The following is a 19504-nucleotide window of genomic DNA, read 5'->3' as shown; positions in this document are numbered from 1 at the left end:
TCCTGACGCGTCTCGGTGTCCTGACGCGTCTCGGTGTCCGGCGTGGTCAGGGCGGCCACCGGTGCCGGGACGGCACTGATCCCGGAGACGGCACTGGTCTCCGACCGGACCTCGGTCTCCGGGAACCCGGTGACGTCGCCGGAGGGGACGGCTTCGGTGGCGGACTCGGCCGGTGTGGTCGGTATGGCCCGTGCGGCCGGGGAGGTGGTACGTGTCGATGAGCGGGGGCGAGTGGGCCGAGAAGGACGCGAGGGCCGGCGGACCGCATCTCGTTCGACTATCTCGCGCAGTCGCCTGCGTACGACGGTGAGCGGTGGTCGGCTCGCCTCGTGCGGGGCCATCAGGTCGTCGATCACCGGTATAAGCGGTCCGGCCAGCCGGAAGGGCTGGCGTCGTCCCTGAACCAGGGCGGCGAGCACCGAAATCGGGTCACCGCCGGTGAAGGGCGGGTAACCTTCGACGGTGGTGAACAGCGTGGCGCCCAGTCCCCACCGGTCACCCGCGGCGCTGCCGGCATCGCCACGGGCGCGTTCCGGCGGCAGGTAGGCGGGGGAGCCCATCACCATCCCGGTGCTGGTAAGCCGGGGATCCCCCTGGCTGACCGCGATGCCGAAGTCGGTCAGCCGGGCCCGGCCGTCCGCGGTCACCAGCACGTTGCTCGGCTTGACGTCGCGGTGCACCACGCCGAGCCGGTGCGCGGCCTCCAGGGCGTAGGCGAGGCTGATGCCGATCCGGCACGTCTCCTCGACCGGCAGCGGTCCGCGATCGTTGATGATTGTGGCGAGGGACCGGCCGTCAACGTATTCCATGATGATCCAGGGCAGCTCGCCATCGTCGATGACGTCGAGGACGGCGACGGCACCGGGATGATGCAGCCGACCGGCGGCGCGCGCCTCGCGCAGGACCCGCTCGCGGGTCAGGCCGCGTTCGTCCGCGTTCTCCCCGAGCGGCAGCCGTACTTCCTTGACTGCAACCACGCGCTGGAGCAGCTCGTCGGTGGCCCGGTGCACGACGCCGAATCCGCCGCGTCCGATGACCCCGTCGAGCCGGTACCGTCCCCCGACGAGGGTCACCGCCCTGGCCGAACCCGGATTGTCCGGGGACTCGCCTGCCATCCCGTCGTCCCTTCCGATCGCCGGTGGGGCCCGCGTCCATGGGATCACATCGTGGCCGGATCGTGGGGGGTCGGGCATGCTGGCGACAGCGACCGAACGGACCACGGACATGGGGTGGAGTGTGAACGACAAAGACTGGGAGCGGTTGCGGAACGCTGCTGTCCGTGTCGCACAGAGTGCCTACGCGCCCTACTCGGGTCTGCGGGTTGGTGCTGCCGCACTGGTCGTGGATCTGCCGGACGCCGCCGGACGTACCACCGGTGACGACCCGTGGATCGTCGTCGGCTGCAATGTCGAGAACGCGTCCTACGGCCTCGGGCTGTGCGCCGAATGCGGTCTCGTCTCGGCGCTGCACGCCAGAGGCGGTGGTCGGCTGCTGGCGTTCGCTTGCGTCGACTCCGACGGTGCGCCGTTGGCGCCCTGCGGACGGTGCCGTCAGCTGCTCTACGAGCACGGCGGGCCGGATCTGCTCGTCGCCATGGGCGACGGCGTGCGCACCATCGCGGACCTGCTCCCCGCAGCGTTCGGACCGCACGATCTGCCGGGTGTCGCGTGAGCGGAAGCTTCGACGTCGTCGATCTGATCCGGGCCAAGCGGGACGGTCGACCCGTCGATCCCCGGGCCGTCGACTGGCTCGTCGACGCCTACACCCGGGGTCTGGTTGCCGACGAGCAGATGTCGGCGTACCTGATGGCGGTGGTGTGGCGCGGGATGACTCCCGCCGAGCTGGACCGCTGGACCGCCGCAATGATCGACAGTGGGGAGCGCCTGGATCTGACCGGTGTGGGACGTCCCACCGTCGACAAACACTCCACCGGAGGGGTCGGCGACAAGGTCTCGCTCGTGCTGGTGCCGCTGGTCGCCGCCTGTGGGGCCGCGGTCCCACAGCTCGCCGGGCGGGGGCTCGGTCACACCGGTGGAACGCTGGACAAGATGGAGGCGATCCCCGGCTGGCGGGCGGATCTGTCGGCCGCCCGGATGCGTGAGCTCCTCGCCGAGGTGGGTGCGGTGATCGCCGCCGCGGGTGCCGGCCTCGCCCCGGCCGACCGCCGGCTCTACGCGCTGCGGGACGTCACCGGAACCGTCGAGTCGATCCCGCTCATCGCATCGTCGATCATGAGCAAGAAGATCGCCGAGGGCACGTCGGCGCTGGTCCTGGACGTCAAGGTCGGCTCCGGGGCCTTCATGACGTCGGTGGATGAGGCCCGTGAGCTCGCCCGGACGATGGTTCGGATCGGCGTTGCCGCCGGGGTCCGCACCGAGGCCCTGCTGACCGGGATGGACCATCCCCTCGGCCGGACCGCCGGGCATGCGCTGGAGGTGGCCGAGGCCGTGGAGACCCTCCGTGGTGGTGGGCCGGCGGATCTGGTGGAGGTCACCGTCGCGCTGGCCAGGGTGATGATCGACCTCGTCGCCGCCGAACTCGGCCACCGGTCCGGTGCTCTTCATGATCCCGCGCAGGTACTGGCTGCCGGGGACGCTTTTGCGGTGTGGCGGGCGATGGTCGCGGCCCAGGGCGGCGATCCGGACGCGCCGCTTCCGGCGGCGAGCCATGTCGAGACCGTCCCCGCGCCGGCGACCGGCCATCTCCACCGCCTGGACGCCCGAGCGGTCGGCCTGGCGGCCTGGCGGCTTGGCGCGGGCCGGGTCCGCAAGGAGGACGCGGTCTCCGCGACGGCGGGCGTGCGGTGGCGGGTGGGAATCGGTGACCCGGTCACGGCCGGCGAGCCGTTGCTGGAACTGCACACCGATGACCCGGCCAGCGTCGAGCGGGCCCGGGAGGCCCTGGCGGGAGCGGTGGAGGTCGCCGCGACGCCGCCCCCGAGCACACCGCTTGTCCTCGATCACATCAGCTGAACCGGTCCCGGCGGTCCGGGTCGTCATCGTGCCGTCGCTGTTCTGTCGTACCCGTGGCCTACCGTCGAGACGATGACGGAGGACATGATGACGAACGACGCACGGTCCCCGACGATCACGGTCGAGGATATCCGCCGGGTACCGAAGGTACTGCTTCATGATCATCTTGATGGCGGGCTCCGGCCGGCCACGGTGGTAGAGCTCGCCGACGAGACCGGTTACCGCGATCTGCCGACCACGGACGTCCACGCCCTGAGCACCTGGTTCCGTGGCGGCGCGCACAGCGGTTCGCTCGTCCGCTACCTGGAGACGTTCCGGCACACGGTGGGGGTGATGCAGACCCAGGATGCGATCATGCGGGTGGCGCGGGAGTGCGCGGAGGATCTCGCGGCCGACGGCGTCGTCTACGCCGAGGTACGGTTCGCACCCGAGCTGCACCTCGAGCGCGGGCTGTCCCTGGACGCGGTGGTCGAGGCCGTGCTTGACGGGTTCCGAGCCGGTTCGGCCGGCACACCGCTGCACCTTCGCGCCCTGCTCACCGCGATGCGCCATCAGGCCCGTTCGCTGGAGATCGCGCAGCTCGCGGTCCGGTGGCGCGATGCCGGCGTGGTCGGGTTCGACATCGCGGGCGCCGAGGCGGGTAATCCGCCCACCCGTCACCTGGATGCCTTCCAATACATCCAGCGGGCGAACGGCCACTTCACGATCCATGCGGGCGAGGCGTTCGGCCTGCCGTCGATCTGGGAGGCCGTGCAGTGGTGCAACGCCGATCGGCTGGGGCACGCAGTGCGCATCGTCGATGACATCACGGTCGATCCGGACGGTAAGGCGATCCTCGGTGATCTCGCGAACTACGTGCGCGACGTCCGGGTGCCGCTGGAGATGTGTCCCTCGTCGAACGTGCACACCGGAGCCGCGCCAAGCATCGAGCGGCACCCCATCGGGCTGCTTCGCCGGCTGCAGTTCCGGGTCACGGTCAACACGGACAACAGGCTGATGAGCGGCGTGTCGCTGTCGAGTGAGTTCGCGACCCTCGTGGACGTCAACGGCTACGGCTGGTCCGACATCCGCTGGCTTACCCTCAACGCGATGAAGTCCGCCTTCCTGCCCTTCGACCGGCGGCTCGATTTCATCAACGACGTCATCAAGCCGGGCTATGCGGAGCTCGTCTCCGCGGAGTCAGCCTGATGAGCGGTGGTCCGCTGAGCGGTGGTCCGCTGAGCGGCGGTCCGCCGGGCGCTGAACCCGATCTGCTCGGTAGCGGGATCTCCGGGTCCGGGACGTCCGGGCCGGTGAGGCCCGCCTCGGATGTCCCGGTGAGGCCCGCCTCGGATGTCGTGGTGGGAGCCGATGGTTGCCCGCGATGCCCGTGGGGTCTGTCCACGCCGGAGTACGTCGCCTACCACGACTACGAGTGGGGGCGTCCGGTCAGGGACACGGTCGGTCTGTTCGAGCGGCTGACCCTGGAGGCGTTCCAGTCCGGCCTGTCGTGGTTGACGATCCTGCGCAAGCGGTCGGCGTTCCGGGCGGCGTTCGCCGGATTCGACCCGGCAGCCGTGGCCGCGTTCGGTTCCGCGGATGTCGACCGGTTGCTCGCCGACGCCGGCATCGTCCGAAACCGTCGCAAGATCGAGGCGACGATCGTCAACGCCCGCGCCGTCCTTACGCTCGACCATCCTCTGGAGGAGCTGATCTGGTCGTTCCAGCCGGAGCCGACGGGGCGGGCGGCGCCGGCCACCCTCGCCGACGTGCCGGCGAAGACCCCCGAGTCGGTGGCGCTCGCCAAGGGGCTGCGCGCGGCCGGGTTCGTCTTCGTCGGTCCGACCACCGCCTATGCTCTGATGCAGGCCTGCGGGCTCGTTGATGATCATCTGTCTGGCTGCTGGGTGGCGGGGGGCGTGGGCTAGCCGTCAGATCTCGGCTGTGGCCGTCGGCGGCGGTTCAGTCCGTGGCCGTGAACCGGCCGGATGGGCTGGGTGGAGCTCCGGCGGATCATCCGGGGAAGCCGGTCACCTGGGAAAGCCGGCGAGCACATCCGCGGAGGCGGACAGCCCGAGCCGGGTCGCGCCGGCCTCGATCATCTCGATCGCCTTCTCGGTGGTGCGGATGCCGCCCGAGGCTTTGATGCCGAGCCGGCCACCCACGGCCGCCGTCATCGCCCGCACTGCGCGCACGCTGGCCCCGCCGGCCGGGTGGAAACCGGTGGAGGTCTTGACGAACTCGGCGCCGCCGGCCTCCGCTGCCCGGCAGGCGGCGCCGATGCTCTCGTCCGGCAGCAGGGCCGTCTCCAGGATGACCTTGAGCACGACGTCCGGCGGCACCGACAGCCGGACCTCGGTGATTTCGGTCTCGATCGCTCGCCAGTTCTCGTCCATCGCGTTGGCGATGTCGATGACCATGTCGATCTCCGTGGCGCCGTCCGCGACCGCCCGCCGCGCCTCCTCGGCCTTGATGACGGTCAGGTGCGTGCCGTGCGGAAAGCCGATGACAGAGGCGACGCCGAAGGCCGGCCTGACCTCACCGCGGTCCCGTCGGGTACTCGCGGCGGCCAGGTAGACATGGGTCGGCGCCACACAGACAGCACCGACACCCAGCTTGGCAGCCTCCCCGCACAGCGCGAGTATCTCCTCGCCGGTGGCGGACGGCTGTAGCAGTGTGTGGTCGACCATCCGGGCCACCTCGGCGCGCCGCAGGGTGGGGCGAGCGCCGGCGGCCGGTCGGGAGGGGGACTTCTCGGGTTCCTCGCCGGGACGGTCCGATCCTGCCGGAGCCGTTGTCATACGTTGCATCATTGCCGATCGCCCGGCTTCGCGTACGAGGAGTCCTTCCGTGCAGCTGCACATCGTCGACCATCCCCTCGCGGCCTCGTCGCTGACCGTCCTGCGGGACGAGCGCACGCCCCGGTCCCGGTTCCGGCCCGTCCTGTACGACCTGGCGATGATGCTCGTGTACGAGGCGACCCGTACGCTGCCGACGATGCCGGTCGCCGTCACGACTCCGCTGGCCACGACCTCCGGGGTGCGGCTGGCCGCGGAGCCGGTCGTCGTCCCGGTGCTGCGGGCCGGGCTCGGCATGCTGCCGGCGGCGCTCAACCTGCTTCCCGACGCCCACACCGCGTTCATCGGGCTCTCCCGCGACGAGACGACCTTCGAACCCACGGTCTACCTGGAGGCGGTGCCCAGCGATCTGGCCGGCCGCCCGGTGCTGCTGCTCGACCCGATGCTCGCCACCGGCGGTTCGGCCCTGCACTGTCTGCGGCTGCTCGCCGACCGCGGGGCGCGGGGCGTCACCGTGGTCTCCGTGGTGGCAGCACCGGAGGGCCTTGCGGCGCTGGAATCCGGTGGCCCTGCGGTCGGCACGGCGGACCTGACCGTTGTGACCGCCGTGGTCGACGAGAGATTGAACGAGACGGCCTATATTGTGCCCGGGCTCGGCGACGCGGGTGATCGGATCTTCGGCGAGATGTGATCTCCGTCGCGTCCGTCGAGCAGATTGCCCGCGGCCGTATGCAGGTGGAGCAGGCGTGCCGCGGCCTGGTCCCGAGCCGCGGGCACCGCGTCAACGGCATGCCCCGGCACCGGCTCCACGGTCTCGAGGTACACCTTCAGTTTGGGTTCGGTCCCGCTCGGGCGGAAGATCACCCGGTCCTCGTCGAGGAACAGCATGAGCACGTCGGCGGGTGGCAGAACCGGATGCGCCGCGTCGGCGCGGTCCACGGGGCGTGCGGGTCGAGGGGGAATGCCTCCCGCCGGTGCGTCCCCGTCCCGCGGACCGGCCAGCAGGTCACGGACCGCGGTGACGGGACGCCCGGCGAGGCTGGTCGGCGGCTGGGCCCGCAGGCGGTGCATCGTCTCGTCGATCTGGGTGACGTCGTCGAAGCGCGCCGAGCGTTGCCCCGTGAGATGGACACCGAGTCGTGCGGACAACTCGTCGAGCAGGTCTGGCAAGGTCCGGCCTCGTTGCTTCGCCCGCGCGGCGACCAGGGCGATGGCGAGGGCGGCGGTGATGCCGTCCTTGTCGCGGACCAGCTCCGGGGCGACGGCGTAGCCGAGTGCCTCCTCGTAGCCGAAGACCAGCCGCGCGTCCGCACGCATGATCCACTTGAATCCGGTCAGCGTCTCGGCGTAAGGAACGCCGACCTCGGCGGCCAGCGCACGCAGACCGGAGGAGCTGACGATGGTGGTCGCCACCGGACCGGGGCAGGAGTGCAGGACATGATCGGCGAGAAGCAGACCGACCTCGTCGCCGCTGAGTACCCGCCCTCCGACGGCGACGGCGCACCGGTCGGCGTCGGGATCGTTGGCGAGTACCAGATCGGCGTCGATGCGCTCGCCGAGCGCCAGAACCCGGTCCATCGCCCCCGCCTCCTCGGGGTTCGGCCACTGGACTGTCGGAAACTCCGGATCGGGTTCGGCCTGCTCGTGGACGACCCTGGGTGCGGCGAGACCCGCGGCGGTGAACACGGCGCCGAGAACGCCTGCGCCGACACCGTGCAACGGGGTGTACGCAACGGTCAGGGCCGTCGGGTCTGTGGTCACGTCTGTGCGTAGGTCGGTGGCTGTGGCTGTGGCTGTGGCTGTGGCGGTGGCGGTGGCTGTGGCTGTGGCGGTGGCGGTGGCGGTGGCTGCCCGGCCGGCCGTGGCCGCCGCGTGTATGTAGTCGTCGACGACATCCGCATCGAGCCTCCGCCAGGTCTCGGCGAGTGGGATCGCCCGGGCGGGGCCGGCAGCCGCGATCATTCCTTCGATCTCACGGTCCGCCGGAGCCACGAGCTGCGCTCCCCTCGCGGCGTCAGAGGAAGCATCACCCAGGTAGACCTTGTAGCCGTTGTCGGTGGCCGGATTGTGGCTGGCCGTGACCATCACGCCGGCGTCCGCGCCCAGCCTGCGCACGGCGAAGGCCAGCACCGGAGTGGGTAGCGGCCCGGGGAGTACCAGCGCCCGCAATCCGGCACCGGCGAACACCCGGGCGCTGTCGAGGGCGAACGCCTCGCTGCGATGCCGGGCGTCGTAGCCGACGACGACGGTCGCCGTCGAGGAATTCGGGGCCGCGGCCGAGCCCGGTGCGGCGTTCATGGAGCTCCCGGCCGTGGCCGGATCCGGCTTCGGTGCCGCCGGTGCTGGTGGTGCCGGTGCTGGTGGTGCCCTGCTCGTGAGCCAGGTGGCGAGTCCGGCGGCGGCGCGGCGCACCACGGCAGTGTTCATGCCGGCTGGACCGGCGCGCAGTGGCCCGCGCAACCCGGCTGTGCCGAACCGCAGCGGTCCGTGGAAACGTGTGGTCAGTTCCGCGAGCAGCGTGGCATCGTGACCCGCGCCGTCGCGCAGCCGGGCCAGTTCGGCCCGGTCGGCGGGATCCGGATCATCGTTCAGCCAGGCCTCGACCTGCTCGGCGAGCGGGCTGGGCAGGGACGTCGGGCTGGGCAGGGACGTCGGGCTGGGCAGGGACGTCGGGCCGGGTCGGGACGCGGACGGCATCGCGATTCCGCCGCGGTCCTACAGCCGGGTGACGATGTCGGCGAGCAGGATACCCAGGCGTTCCGCGGCGGCGGCTCCCGCGGTCAGCACCTCGAGATGATCCAGCGGCTTGCCGCTCATCCCCGCCGCGAGGTTGGTGACCAGGGACAGGGCCAGCACCTCCGCTCCGGCGGCCCGCGCCGCGATCGTCTCGTGCACGGTCGACATGCCGACCAGGTCGGCTCCCAGGAGCCGCAGCATGCGGATCTCCGCGGGTGTCTCGAAGTGCGGACCGGGCAGTCCCGCATACACCCCTTCGGTCAGGGTGGGATCGACCTCGCGGGCAAGCGTCCGTAGCCGGGGGGAATAGGCGTCGGTCAGGTCGGTGAACGCCGGGCCGACCAGGGGCGAGCGGCCGGTCAGGTTCAGATGGTCAGCGACGAGGACGGGCTGGCCGACGTACATGTCCGCGCGCAGACCGCCGGCGGCGTTCGTCAGTATGACGGTCGACGCGCCGGCCGCACAGGCCAGGCGGACCGCGTGGACCACCCGGGACAGGTCATGGCCCTCGTACGGATGCACGCGACCCAGATAGATCAACAGGCGACGGTCGCCGAGCTGGACGGAGCGTGCGGTCGGCTTGTGCCCGGGAACGTCGGTGTTGGAGGGGAAGCCGCCGAGTTGGGTAAACGTGACCTCGGTGACGTCGGTCGCCTGCCGGGACAGTACATCGGCGGCCGGGGGCCAGCCCGATCCCAGCACAATCGCGATGTCGTGCCGGTCGGCTCCGGTCAGCTCGGCCAGGGTGGCGGCCGAGGCCGCCGCATTCGGTTCGTCCGCCTGTGCCCTCACCCGGCGACTGTACGGGGTGTGTGGAGGACACTGACGCCCGTGCCCCTGATACCGTCCCACCGTCGTCTCCCGGCAGTGCCCCTGGAGTCCGGCGAGTTCACCGAGGTCGTGCTGCGCGGTCGGCTCACCGACCCGAGCGGACCCGGACGGTTCACGGCGAAGGTCGAATCCTTCGTCGGACACCGGTTCGGGGCCTCGCGCTGGATCGTGCTGACCGATCGGCGGCTGCTGGTCCTCGCCCCCTTCCCGCGGGAGGGCGACTGGTTCGACGTCGTCTTCGACCGTCGTGAGGTGACGGCGTCCCGAGGCGTCAAGCACGGAGATGTGATCACCGTCGAGCTCACCACTCCCCGCGGCCGTCAGGTTCTGCGCATCCCGGCCCGGCTACGCGGGGAGGCGAGCCGTTTCATCCGCGCGCTGCGCTAACAGTGAACGATCTCGCCGTGCGGCCTGTGCGGCCTGTGTGGCCCGTGCGGCCGCCGGGAGCGGCGGTCTCGCGGTTACCGGCCGATAGGGTCAGGACTGGATCCCGCGACGGGCGCGGTGACATCGCCACACATCTGGCGAGAAAAGTACCCGGCGGGCCGGACCAGACTGCGATGGGAACAACGGATCGATGACTACGACCCAGTCGACCACCGGCGAGCTACCGATCCCGGTGGCGGGGGCCGCCACCTCGGGCGGGCGGCAGCGCACGGCCATGCGCACACATATGTGCGGTGATCTGCGATCGGATCACGTTGACCAGACCGTGACGGTGTGTGGCTGGGTGGCGCATCGCCGTCAGCATGGCCAGTCGCTGACCTTCGTCGACCTGCGTGACCATTCCGGGATCATTCAGGCGGTCGTCGACGGCTCGGTCGACGTCCGGACCGAGTACGTATTGCGGATCACCGGTACCGTCGCCGTCCGCCCGGAGGGGACCGCGAACCCCGCCCTGGCCACGGGCGAGGTCGAACTACGCGACTGCGAGGTGCAGGTGCTCTCGGTCGCGACACCGCCGCCGTTCCCGCTGGACGATCGAGCCGACTCCGTCGATGAGGCCACTCGTCTCGCCTACCGCTATCTCGATCTGCGCCGTGACCGGATGCAGCGCAACCTGCGGATCCGCTCGGCGGTTCTTGCGGCGATGCGCTCGGCGCTTGCCCCGCTGGACTTCGTCGAGGTCGAGACGCCGCTGCTGATGCCCTCGACCCCGGAGGGAGCACGGGAGTTCATCGTTCCGTCGCGCCAGTTCCCAGGCAGTTTTTACGCCCTCCCGCAGTCACCCCAGCTTTTCAAGCAGCTGCTCATGGTGGGTGGGACGGATCGCTATTTCCAGTTCGCCCGGTGCCTGCGCGACGAGGACCTACGGGCCGACCGGCAGTACGAGTTCACCCAGCTCGACCTCGAGATGAGCTTCGTGGACCAGGACGACGTGCTCGACGTGACGTCGGCGGCGGTTTTGGCCGCGGCCCGGGCGGTGACCGGCGGCCCCGTGCCGCCGATCGAGCGGATGTCCTGGCACGAGGCGATGAACCGCTTCGGGGTCGACAAGCCGGACCTGCGGTTCGGCATGGAACTCGTAGAGCTGACCGCGGTCTTCGCGGGTAGCGGTTTCAAGGCGTTCGCCGGGGCCGAGGCCGTCAAGGGAATCCGCGTACCCGGCGGATCGGCCTCGCACAACCGGCGCAAGCTCGACGATCTCACCGCGCGGGCGAAGGGACTGGGCGCGAAGGGCCTGGTCTGGATGCGGGTCGGTCCCGGCGGTGAACTGGAGTCCCCGGTGGCGAAGTTTCTCTCCGCCGAGGAACTCGCCGGCATCGTCGCGGCAACCGCGGCGGTGGCGGGAGACCTTCTTCTCCTGGTCGCCGACGAGTGGGCGACCACCTGCGAGGTACTCGGCCAGCTTCGCAACGATCTGGGCCGCCCACCGGCCGGCGAAGGTCCGTTGCGGTTCGTGTGGGTCGTCGACTTCCCGCTGTTCGTCGGGGTGGACCCTGGCACCGGACGGCCGAAGCCGGGGCATCACCCCTTCACCCGTCCGCACCCCGACGATGTGGACAAGCTGGAGACCGATCCGCTCGCGGTGCGTAGCCGGGCGTACGATCTGGTGCTCAACGGCTGGGAACTCGGATCCGGTTCGATCCGGATCCATGAGAGCGGTCTCCAGCAGCGCATCTTCGGGATCCTCGGAATCTCGCCGGCGGAGGCGAAGGCTCGATTCGGCTTCTTCCTCACCCCTTTTGGCTACGGGGCACCACCGCACGGCGGATTCGCGGTGGGGATCGACCGGTTGGTGGCGATCCTCGCCGGTGAGGAGAACATCCGGGAGGTCATCGCCTTTCCCAAGACCCAGTCGGGACTCGACCCGTTGACGGGCGCCCCGACGCCCGTGACCGATCGTCAGCTGCGTGAGCTGGGGGTGCGGGTGGTCACGGCACCGGCACCGGCACCGGCACCGGGACAGGGGCAGGGCCCGGTAGCCGTCTGAGTGCGTCGGGCCTGGCCGATGAGCGGTGCGGTGGTCGGGGCCGGGCATTGCCGCGACCAGGCCTTTGGCCAGCTTCCCCGGTGGGGTGGTGGGGTAGGAACGGGCCGAATGGGGTAGTCACCTTCTGCTGCCCGTGAGCCGAGCCGGTGGGTGACGGCTGTCTGGTGCTGTTACCGACCCCGAGCTGTTACCGACCCCGAGACCCGACCCCAGGAGGCCAGGTGCAGATCCCTTTCTCGTCGTCGTCGAGCACCAGTCTCGGCATCGAATGGGAGCTGCAGCTCGTCGACCAGCAATCGCGCGAACTTCGCGGCGAGGCCAGCGGGATTCTTCACGAGCTGCGGGCGAAGGTCGGGGAGTGCGAGGCGGCCAAGGCCAAGCACGAGCTGTTCGAGTCGACCATCGAGGTCATCACCGGGGTCTGCGACTCGGTGGAGGAAGCGACCGCGGACCTGTCTGGAACCGTCTCGCTGCTGCGCGATCTGGCGGAACGGCGCGGGATCGGGCTGATGTGCAGCGGCACGCACCCAGCCAGTGACTATATGGGACAGCGCATCACCGAGGATCATCGCTATTTCCGGTTGGTCAGCCAGATGCAGTGGTTGGCCCGGCGGCTGCTCATCTTCGGCGTCCACGTACATGTCGGAGTGCGGTCTGCGGACAAGGCCATGCCGATCGTGAACGCTCTGATGGCCTATGTCCCACATTTTCTCGCCTTGTCGGCGTCGTCGCCCTACTGGCTGGGCGGAGACACCGGGCTGGCCTCATCGCGATCACAGGTCTTCGCGAGCCTGCCCACCGCGGGGCTGCCGTACCCGTTGGAGGACTGGCCGGGTTTCGAGTCGTTCATGGAGACACTGATTGTCTCCGGCACCATCGAGACGATCCGCGAGGTCTGGTGGGACATCCGTCCACATCCCAACTTCGGCACCGTGGAACTGCGGGTCTGCGATGGTCTGCCGTCCCTGATGGAGGTGGGGGCGGTTGCGGCTCTCGCGCAGTGCCTGGTTGACCGCATGAACACCCAGATCGATCGTGGGTATCGTCTCCCGACCCCGCAACGATGGCTCGTGCAGGAGAACAAGTGGCGGGCGGCCCGGTACGGTCTGGACGCGCAGATCATCGTCGATGGTCGGGGCGGTATCCGGCCGGTCCGGGATGACATCACCGATCTCGTGGAGGATCTGCTTCCGGTCGCCCACCGTCTCGGTTGTTCATCCGAGCTCTCCGACACGCTGACCATCCTGCGGACGGGCGCGAGCTATATCCGGCAGCGGGACGCCGCCCGGCGGGCCGGTGGAGATCTCACCCGGGTCGTCGATACCCTTCTCGAAGAGATGAACACCGGCCGTCCGGTAGTCGACGGCTAGACACGCCGGCGAATACCCCGAACCGCCTGCGTTCAGGGCCCGCGTGGCGTGTGCAGGGAGGAGCCCGGCCGGCAGATGAAGGTTGACGAGACCGCGGCGGTCGCCGGGTGGGTGGCCGCGCACGAATCCGAGCTGATCGCGTTGCGTCGCGATCTCCACGCTCACCCGGAGCTCGGCCGGCAGGAGCACCGCACCGCCGAGCAGGTCGAGGCGCGGCTTCGGGCCGCGGGACTGTCGCCGCAGCGCCTGCCGGACCTTCCTGGCCTGTGGTGTGACATCGGTGCCGGCGTCGATCATGATCCAGGCGCTCCCGTGATCATGCTGCGGGCCGACATGGACGCTCTTCCGCTCTCGGATATCAAGGACGTGCCGTACCGCTCCACCGTTCCGGGTGTGGCTCACGCCTGCGGACATGACGTACACACGACCGTGGCGCTCGGCGCCGGACTCGCGCTTGCCGAGGTCGCACGCGTGTCCACGCTGCCCGGGACCGTGCGCCTGGTGTTCCAGCCCGCGGAGGAGCTCATGCCGGGCGGCGCGTTGGACATCATCGACGCGGGCGTGCTGAAGCCGGTGACCACGGCGATCGCGCTGCACTGCGATCCGGCGCTCGACCTGGGCATGATCGGTCTGCGGACGGGTCCGATCACCTCTGCCGCCGATGCCGTCGAAATCACGCTGGCCGGGCCCGGCGGTCACACCTCCCGGCCACAGAACACAGTCGACCTGGTGTACGCGCTCGTCCGCCTTGCGGCCGATCTCCCTGCCGCGTTGGGGCGACTGGTCGATCCCAGGTCGGCGCTCTCCCTGGTCTGGGGTCAGGTGCAGGCGGGAACCGTTGCCAACGCCATCCCTCGTACCGGTCAGCTTCGAGGCACGGTCCGCACCCTGTCCCGGGAGACCTGGGAGAGCGTGCCGGCGCTGGTCACTCAGGTTGCCGAGCAGCTCGTCGCACCGTACGGAGCACAGATCGTGGTCGACTACCGCCGTGGCGTGCCGCCCGTGGTGAACAGCGTGGATGTCGTCGAGGTCCTTCGGACCGTCGTCGACCGCGTGTTTGGTCATGGGGCCTCCACCATGGTGGCGCAATCGCTTGGTGGCGAGGACTTCGGTTGGTATCTGAACCACGTGCCGGGGGCCTTGGCCCGATTGGGCACTCGGACACCCGGCGGCCACACCTACGACCTTCACCAGGGCAGCTTCGACGTGGACGAGAGGGCGATCGGTGTGGGCGTGAAGCTGCTTGCCGGCGCGGCTCTCGATCTGCTGACCCATACGCCCCCGGCGCCGTGACGCTACGTCCGCCTCTGTCCGGATCCGCGGCCGCGCCTCATGGTGTGATGCGTCACGCTGCCGTGATGCGTCACGCTGCCGTGATGCGTCACGCTGCCGTGATGCGTCATGCGGTCGGTCGCGAACGGAGTTCGGCCACGTAATCGGCGGGTGCCCCGGCCTTCTCCGCGGAATCGGCGATCATCTCGAGGTACCGGCGCGACGGGAGTCCTCCCTCGTAGGCGTCGAGAACATAGGTCCAGGCGAGGGCCTCCCCATCAAGGGTGGAGACCCGCACCCGGATGCGGGTGTACAGGCCGGTGTCCGCGCCCTCCCAGACGTCGAGCCGTTCCAGGTCGTAACGGTCGAGGTCGTACAGAAGGACGTACGCGTGAGCACCCGGAGCCTCGACGATGGTCGGCAAGGCTCCATCCCAACCGACGTTTTCACCGCCGAACGTGAGACGCCAGCCATTGATCCATCCAGTGCCGGTCACGGGCGAGTGCGGGGCCCGCTCCTTCATCTGCGCCGGGTCGAGGTTGCCGGCGTAAGCCGCGTACAAGGTCATTGTGATCTCTCGGAGGGTTACGGTGCGTGATTGTAACTGTAATTTCCGCTCATGAAAGGAGGAAGATGGCCCTACCTGACATCGCCGATGTCGGACTCCGTCTGCGATCCTACGGAGCCTCCCGCACCGGCAGGAGAGCGGCCGCGGCGGCGGGGCAAGATGATAAGGAAGCGATACCGGATCGGGAGGGCACGTGACTCGCATCGTCATTCTTGGTGGAGGGCCCGGAGGCTACGAGGCGGCTCTCGTCGGCGCCTCACTCGGCGCGACGGTCACCGTCATCGACTCGGAGGGGGTCGGTGGTGCCTGTGTGCTCACCGACTGCGTTCCCTCCAAAACCTTGATCGCAACTTCGGAGACCATGACGAACCTCGCTCTAGCTCCCGGCCTGGGTGTCCGCCCGCATAGTCTTGGCTCTGGGCCGGAACCGGCGTTGCCCCCCGTGGCCTGGGGGATCAGTACCGGCACGGACTCGGGCACCCGGCCGCTCACGCCCCCGGAGGTCGTCAATGTGGATGCGGAGCAGGTGTACGAACGGGTCCGTGATCTAGCCAAGGCCCAGTCCCTGGACATCGAGCGCCGGCTCGAGCGCGAGAAGGTCGATGTCGTGCACGCCTCTGGGCGCCTCGTCGGGCCGCACGCAGTCGAGACCAGCACCGGTGAAACCTTCGTCGGTGATGTGATTTTGATCGCGACCGGCGCCTCACCACGCGACCTCCCCACGGCCCGGCCAGATGGTGAGCGGATTCTCACCTGGCGCCACCTCTACGACCTCAAGGAGATACCCGAACATCTGGTCGTCGTCGGTTCCGGCGTCACCGGAGCCGAGTTCGCCAGCGCGTATCGGGCGCTTGGCGCCGAGGTCACGCTGGTTTCCTCGCGCGAACGCGTGCTGCCGGGGGAGGACCCGGATGCCGCCCGGGTCATCGAGGATGTGTTCGTGCGGCGTGGGATCGAGGTGCTCAACCGATCGAGGGCGGCGTCGGTACGGCGCATCGGGGACGGTGTGATCGTCGAGCTGACCGACGGCCGGACCGTTACGGGAAGCCACGCTCTGATGGCGGTTGGTTCGGTACCACGCACCAAGGGCCTGGGACTGACTGACGTGGGGGTACGGCTTGGGCCTGGTGGGCATGTGAACGTGGACCGGATGTCGCGGACCTCGGTGCCGGGTGTCTACGCGGCCGGTGACTGCACCGGAGTCCTCCCGCTCGCATCGGTCGCCGCGATGCAGGGGCGTATCGCCATGTGGCACGCCCTCGGCGAGGCCGTCACACCCTTGCGGCTCGGGACGGTGTCGTCCAACATCTTCACCGAGCCGGAAATCGCCACCGTCGGAGTCACGCAGGTGATGAAGGACACCGGGGCAGTCGCAGCCGAGGTGACCACAGTTCCACTCTCGCGGAATCCGCGGGCGAAGATGATGGGTATTGAGGACGGCTTCGTGAAACTGTTCTGCCGTCCGGGGAGTGGAAGTGTGCTTGGCGGTGTCATTGTCGCGCCGCGTGCATCCGAACTCATCCTCTCTATCTCGCTCGCGGTCGAACACGGTCTGACCGTCGATCAAATCGCACATACGTTCTCGATCTACCCGTCGCTCTCCGGATCGATCACCGAGGCGGCTCGCGTCCTGCGTACGCGCGACTTCTTCGCGGGATTCGACAACCCAGAGTGAGCAGGGGCCCGGCAGGGCCGCGCGCGGCACCTCCTGCCATCTTGGGCTGCCGTGTTGGGCCGCGGACGGCAGTCGCCGCTGCCGGGCGCTGCCCGCAGACGCAGACGAGTGGCGCGGGCACCGACCCGTCCCGACTCTCATGACGAAGGTCGGCGCGGCGAGTACTGCCGACGCCTGCCTGTGGAGAAGGCTACGAGTTGTCCCCGTCCCCCTCGTCCTCATCGTCGCTCGTGGGGAAAATTGGAGGAAAGCCATGCTGTTCCAGCCGGCGGTTCCGGAAGAACCCGCTGGTGGCGAAGCCGAGCCCGATCCCAGAAATCAGAAGAAACGCGACGACGATGGCTCGGACTTCGAGCTCACCGGGCAGCAGGGCAAAGATCAGCGCGAAGGGCAACATCAGCAGGAAGGGCCGTGTCGCCTGGCGCAGCCTCCAGCCGGGGCCGGTGAGGTCATGCGAGACCCAGTCGTTGTAGGCCGGAGGAAGGGTCCCCCCAAGCAGGTAGTGCACTCGCCCGGTCAGCGGTGGTCGCTGAACGACCGGGCGGGCCACCGCCAGCTTCCGGTCCTGGCCGCTCACCGTCGGGCTGTCGTTACCGTCCATACCTCGCAGCCTATGAAGTCTGCGGTGGAGAGGTGGCAGTCGACGGTGGGCAGGTCGAGCTTCAGTGTGCTCTAGTCTTTGATCTCACAGAGCACGGTGCCGCTGGTGACAACGGCGCCGACGGTCGCAGCCAGTCCGGTGACCGTGCCATCCCGATGCGCGTTGATCGGCTGTTCCATCTTCATCGCTTCCAGAACAATGATCAGATCACCCGCGGAAACGGTGTCGCCGTCGTTGACCGCGACCTTCACGATGGTGCCCTGCATGGGACTGGCCAGGGCGTCGCCCGTGACCCTGGCCGCCGCCGTGCCGCGAGCGCGCCGCTTGGGCGCCGCTCCCCGGGAAGCGGCGACGGGGGCAGAACCGAATCCGGCGGGTAGCACGACTTCGAGGCGTTTGCCGCTCACCTCGACAACCACGGTCTCCCGCGGCTCGGGGGTGGTGTCGGCCTCAGTCCCTCCCGCGAAGGCCGGGATGGTGTTGTCGAACTCGGTTTCGATCCAGCGGTTGTGGATACGGAAAGGCTCTGCGGCGTCCTCCGGGGCGAAGGCGGGATCCCGTACGACCGCGCGGTGGAACGGCAGCGCCGTCGCCATTCCCTCGATGACCATCTCATCGAGGGCACGCCGAGCCCGCTGCAGAGCTTCCTGCCGGGTTGCTCCGGTGATGATGAGCTTTGCGAGCAGGGAGTCGAAGGCGCCGCCGATGACGCTGCCGCTTTCGATGCCGGTATCGAGCCGGACGCCGGGGCCGGCCGGCGCGATCAGCTTGGTGACCGTGCCGGGTGCGGGAAGGAAGTTACGGCCGGGATCCTCACCGTTGATGCGGAATTCGATGGAGTGACCGCGAGGAGCCGGATCGGTGAAGTCGAGTGCCTCACCCTCGGCGATACGGAACTGGGCACGAACCAGGTCCACTCCGGAGACCTCTTCGGTCACCGGATGCTCGACCTGGAGGCGGGTGTTGACTTCAAGGAAGCTGATCATGCCATCGCGGGCGACGAGGAACTCGACGGTCCCGGCCCCGACATAGCCGGCTTTCTTGCAGATCGCCCTCGAGGCGTCGTACAGCGAGTGGAGCTGAGCCTCCGAGAGAAACGGTGCCGGCGCCTCCTCCACGAGCTTCTGGTAACGGCGCTGGAGTGAGCAGTCGCGGGTACCGACCACGACGACGTTGCCGTGCGTATCCGCCAGGATCTGGGTCTCGACGTGGCGCGGCTGGTCCAGATACCGCTCGACGAAGCATTCCCCGCGACCGAACGCCGCGACCGCCTCCCGGACGGCACTGTCAAACAGTTCGGGGAGCTCCTCCGCGGTCCAAGCGACCTTCAGTCCGCGCCCTCCGCCACCAAAAGCGGCCTTGATGGCAACCGGAAGGCCGTACTGCCCGGCGAAGGTGACAACCTCATCGACGCCGGCCACGGGGTCTGCGGTGCCGGGCGCGAGCGGCGCGCCGACCGCTAGTGCAATATGCCGGGCCGCGGTCTTGTCTCCGAGACGGCGGATGGCCTCCGGCGGCGGGCCGATCCAGGTGAGGCCTGCGGAGATCACGGCCTCCGCGAAGTCCGCATTCTCCGAGAGAAAACCGTATCCCGGGTGGACGGCGTCGGCCCCGGAGGACTCGCAGGCATCGAGAATTTTGTCGATGCGCAGGTACGAATCACCAGGGGTCGCGCCTCCCAACGCAAATGCCTCGTCAGCAACGCGTACGTGCAGGGCATTGATATCTGGTTCCGCGTAGACTGCGACGCTGGTGTATCCGGCGTCGCGGCAGGCGCGGGCCACTCGAACCGCGATTTCTCCCCGATTGGCGATGAGGATCTTACGCACGTCGCTCCCGTCCTCGTCCGGCCTGCCTGCGTGTAGGTGAGTCGGGCCGCACATTTTGCTGTCATTGTACCCAGATGTGATGCTGCAGACATCCCGACGTCATGTCTATCGGTTGATCACCAGTCGGCTCGAGTGCGCGCACCCGGCGTCATCCCGGACCTTTGCCACGCCCCCGGTCCGGTGGTGAGACTGCCACGGAGCGCCAGCGTCGGGCTGGCCCAGGACGAACGGCGGGTGGCCGGTGCCGACGAGGGAACGGCGCGAGCCGTCAGGAGCGCCACCACGGCGGCGATCTCCTCCGGCGTCGCCTCACCGCGGATCAGCTGCAGCCGAGGCTGACTCGCCCGCCTGTCATCGTCCTGAACCACGTTTTTCTCCTCGGTACCTCGAGTAGCTGGTGCGTCGTACGTATGCCGTCCGTGGGCCCGCGGCCCGGGAG

18 protein-coding genes are annotated in these 19504 nt (G+C 69.2%); 10 read left to right on the top strand and 8 right to left on the bottom strand.

Annotated features, from left to right (window positions below; all coding sequences use genetic code 11):
* On the bottom strand, nucleotides 1–1115 hold a 1115-nt coding region (locus BMG523DRAFT_RS26165; protein ID WP_235462818.1), incomplete at its 3' end, for a serine/threonine-protein kinase.
* A 121-nt stretch (nucleotides 1116–1236) separates the two neighbouring features.
* On the opposite strand from BMG523DRAFT_RS26165, the gene BMG523DRAFT_RS02570 reads away from it, so the two are divergent.
* From BMG523DRAFT_RS02570 to BMG523DRAFT_RS02555, 4 genes are all read left to right on the top strand, one after another.
* The gene (locus BMG523DRAFT_RS02570) at nucleotides 1237–1671 is read left to right on the top strand and encodes a cytidine deaminase (RefSeq protein WP_035730893.1); all 435 of its coding nucleotides are present in this window, start codon (nucleotides 1237–1239) and stop codon (nucleotides 1669–1671) included.
* Nucleotides 1668–2972 (top strand): thymidine phosphorylase, encoded by a 1305-nt coding sequence (locus BMG523DRAFT_RS02565; protein WP_011435138.1) that lies wholly within the window; start codon nucleotides 1668–1670, stop codon nucleotides 2970–2972. Before BMG523DRAFT_RS02570 ends, BMG523DRAFT_RS02565 begins: the two co-directional genes overlap by 4 nt.
* Nucleotides 2973–3059: 87 nt before the next feature.
* The gene (locus BMG523DRAFT_RS02560) at nucleotides 3060–4160 is read left to right on the top strand and encodes an adenosine deaminase (RefSeq protein WP_011435139.1); all 1101 of its coding nucleotides are present in this window, start codon (nucleotides 3060–3062) and stop codon (nucleotides 4158–4160) included.
* Nucleotides 4160–4879 (top strand): DNA-3-methyladenine glycosylase I, encoded by a 720-nt coding sequence (locus tag BMG523DRAFT_RS02555; protein ID WP_235462815.1) that lies wholly within the window; start codon nucleotides 4160–4162, stop codon nucleotides 4877–4879. Before BMG523DRAFT_RS02560 ends, BMG523DRAFT_RS02555 begins: the two co-directional genes overlap by 1 nt.
* 102 nt (nucleotides 4880–4981) lie before the next feature.
* Here BMG523DRAFT_RS02555 and deoC read toward each other — a convergent pair whose 3' ends face one another.
* Nucleotides 4982–5764 carry a deoxyribose-phosphate aldolase gene (gene deoC, locus BMG523DRAFT_RS02550; protein WP_043590261.1) on the bottom strand — a complete coding sequence of 261 codons (783 nt, stop codon included), beginning with the start codon at nucleotides 5762–5764 and terminating at the stop codon, nucleotides 4982–4984.
* Between the two features lie 37 nt (nucleotides 5765–5801).
* Between deoC and upp the strand changes: the two genes are divergently transcribed.
* Nucleotides 5802–6440 (top strand): uracil phosphoribosyltransferase, encoded by a 639-nt coding sequence (gene upp / locus BMG523DRAFT_RS02545; RefSeq protein WP_011435142.1) that lies wholly within the window; start codon nucleotides 5802–5804, stop codon nucleotides 6438–6440.
* On the opposite strand, the gene BMG523DRAFT_RS02540 is transcribed toward upp, so the two are convergent.
* Both BMG523DRAFT_RS02540 and BMG523DRAFT_RS02535 read right to left on the bottom strand, forming a co-directional pair.
* The gene (locus tag BMG523DRAFT_RS02540) at nucleotides 6386–8446 is read right to left on the bottom strand and encodes a phospho-sugar mutase (RefSeq protein WP_043590259.1); all 2061 of its coding nucleotides are present in this window, start codon (nucleotides 8444–8446) and stop codon (nucleotides 6386–6388) included. The two genes, upp and BMG523DRAFT_RS02540, sit on opposite strands and share 55 nt — an antisense overlap.
* An 18-nt stretch (nucleotides 8447–8464) precedes the next feature.
* A complete protein-coding gene (locus tag BMG523DRAFT_RS02535; protein WP_023839882.1) occupies nucleotides 8465–9277 on the bottom strand; it encodes a purine-nucleoside phosphorylase in 813 nt (270 codons plus the stop codon).
* Nucleotides 9278–9316: 39 nt separating this feature from the next.
* Here BMG523DRAFT_RS02535 and BMG523DRAFT_RS02530 point away from each other — a divergent pair, with 39 nt between their 5' ends.
* The 4 genes from BMG523DRAFT_RS02530 to BMG523DRAFT_RS02515 all read left to right on the top strand — a co-directional run bounded on the left by BMG523DRAFT_RS02530 (nucleotide 9317) and on the right by BMG523DRAFT_RS02515 (nucleotide 14413).
* On the top strand, nucleotides 9317–9703 hold the full coding sequence (locus BMG523DRAFT_RS02530) for a hypothetical protein (protein WP_023839883.1): 387 nt from the start codon (nucleotides 9317–9319) through the stop codon (nucleotides 9701–9703).
* 190 nt (nucleotides 9704–9893) lie between these two features.
* Entirely contained in the window at nucleotides 9894–11750 is a 1857-nt protein-coding gene (gene aspS, locus BMG523DRAFT_RS02525) for an aspartate--tRNA ligase (RefSeq protein ID WP_051623742.1), read from the top strand.
* A gap of 221 nt (nucleotides 11751–11971) precedes the next feature.
* The gene (locus BMG523DRAFT_RS02520; RefSeq protein WP_011435146.1) at nucleotides 11972–13120 is read left to right on the top strand and encodes a glutamate--cysteine ligase; all 1149 of its coding nucleotides are present in this window, start codon (nucleotides 11972–11974) and stop codon (nucleotides 13118–13120) included.
* A gap of 75 nt (nucleotides 13121–13195) precedes the next feature.
* Nucleotides 13196–14413 carry an amidohydrolase gene (locus BMG523DRAFT_RS02515; RefSeq protein ID WP_023839885.1) on the top strand — a complete coding sequence of 406 codons (1218 nt, stop codon included), beginning with the start codon at nucleotides 13196–13198 and terminating at the stop codon, nucleotides 14411–14413.
* Between the two features lie 106 nt (nucleotides 14414–14519).
* Here the strand turns inward: BMG523DRAFT_RS02515 and BMG523DRAFT_RS02510 are convergent, their stop codons facing one another.
* Nucleotides 14520–14960 carry a gamma-glutamylcyclotransferase gene (locus BMG523DRAFT_RS02510; RefSeq protein WP_011435148.1) on the bottom strand — a complete coding sequence of 147 codons (441 nt, stop codon included), beginning with the start codon at nucleotides 14958–14960 and terminating at the stop codon, nucleotides 14520–14522.
* A 193-nt stretch (nucleotides 14961–15153) separates the two neighbouring features.
* On the opposite strand from BMG523DRAFT_RS02510, the gene BMG523DRAFT_RS02505 reads away from it, so the two are divergent.
* The gene (locus tag BMG523DRAFT_RS02505) at nucleotides 15154–16635 is read left to right on the top strand and encodes an NAD(P)H-quinone dehydrogenase (RefSeq protein ID WP_011435149.1); all 1482 of its coding nucleotides are present in this window, start codon (nucleotides 15154–15156) and stop codon (nucleotides 16633–16635) included.
* Between the two features lie 190 nt (nucleotides 16636–16825).
* Here the strand turns inward: BMG523DRAFT_RS02505 and BMG523DRAFT_RS02500 are convergent, their stop codons facing one another.
* The 3 genes from BMG523DRAFT_RS02500 to BMG523DRAFT_RS22545 all read right to left on the bottom strand — a co-directional run bounded on the left by BMG523DRAFT_RS02500 (nucleotide 16826) and on the right by BMG523DRAFT_RS22545 (nucleotide 19433).
* Nucleotides 16826–17236: a DUF5313 family protein gene (locus tag BMG523DRAFT_RS02500; RefSeq protein WP_011435150.1), complete on the bottom strand. Its 411-nt coding sequence runs from the start codon at nucleotides 17234–17236 to the stop codon at nucleotides 16826–16828.
* 71 nt (nucleotides 17237–17307) lie between these two features.
* On the bottom strand, nucleotides 17308–19065 hold the full coding sequence (locus tag BMG523DRAFT_RS02495) for a biotin carboxylase N-terminal domain-containing protein (protein ID WP_011435151.1): 1758 nt from the start codon (nucleotides 19063–19065) through the stop codon (nucleotides 17308–17310).
* 116 nt (nucleotides 19066–19181) lie between these two features.
* Nucleotides 19182–19433 (bottom strand): acyl-CoA carboxylase subunit epsilon, encoded by a 252-nt coding sequence (locus BMG523DRAFT_RS22545; protein WP_011435152.1) that lies wholly within the window; start codon nucleotides 19431–19433, stop codon nucleotides 19182–19184.
* Nucleotides 19434–19504 lie beyond the last annotated feature (71 nt).

The sequence above is a fragment of the Frankia sp. BMG5.23 genome, assembly GCF_000685765.2.
Taxonomy (GTDB): Bacteria; Actinomycetota; Actinomycetes; order Frankiales; family Frankiaceae; genus Frankia; species Frankia casuarinae.
Note: the sequence above shows the minus strand (reverse complement) of the source record. Positions and strands in the feature narration are given on the sequence as shown.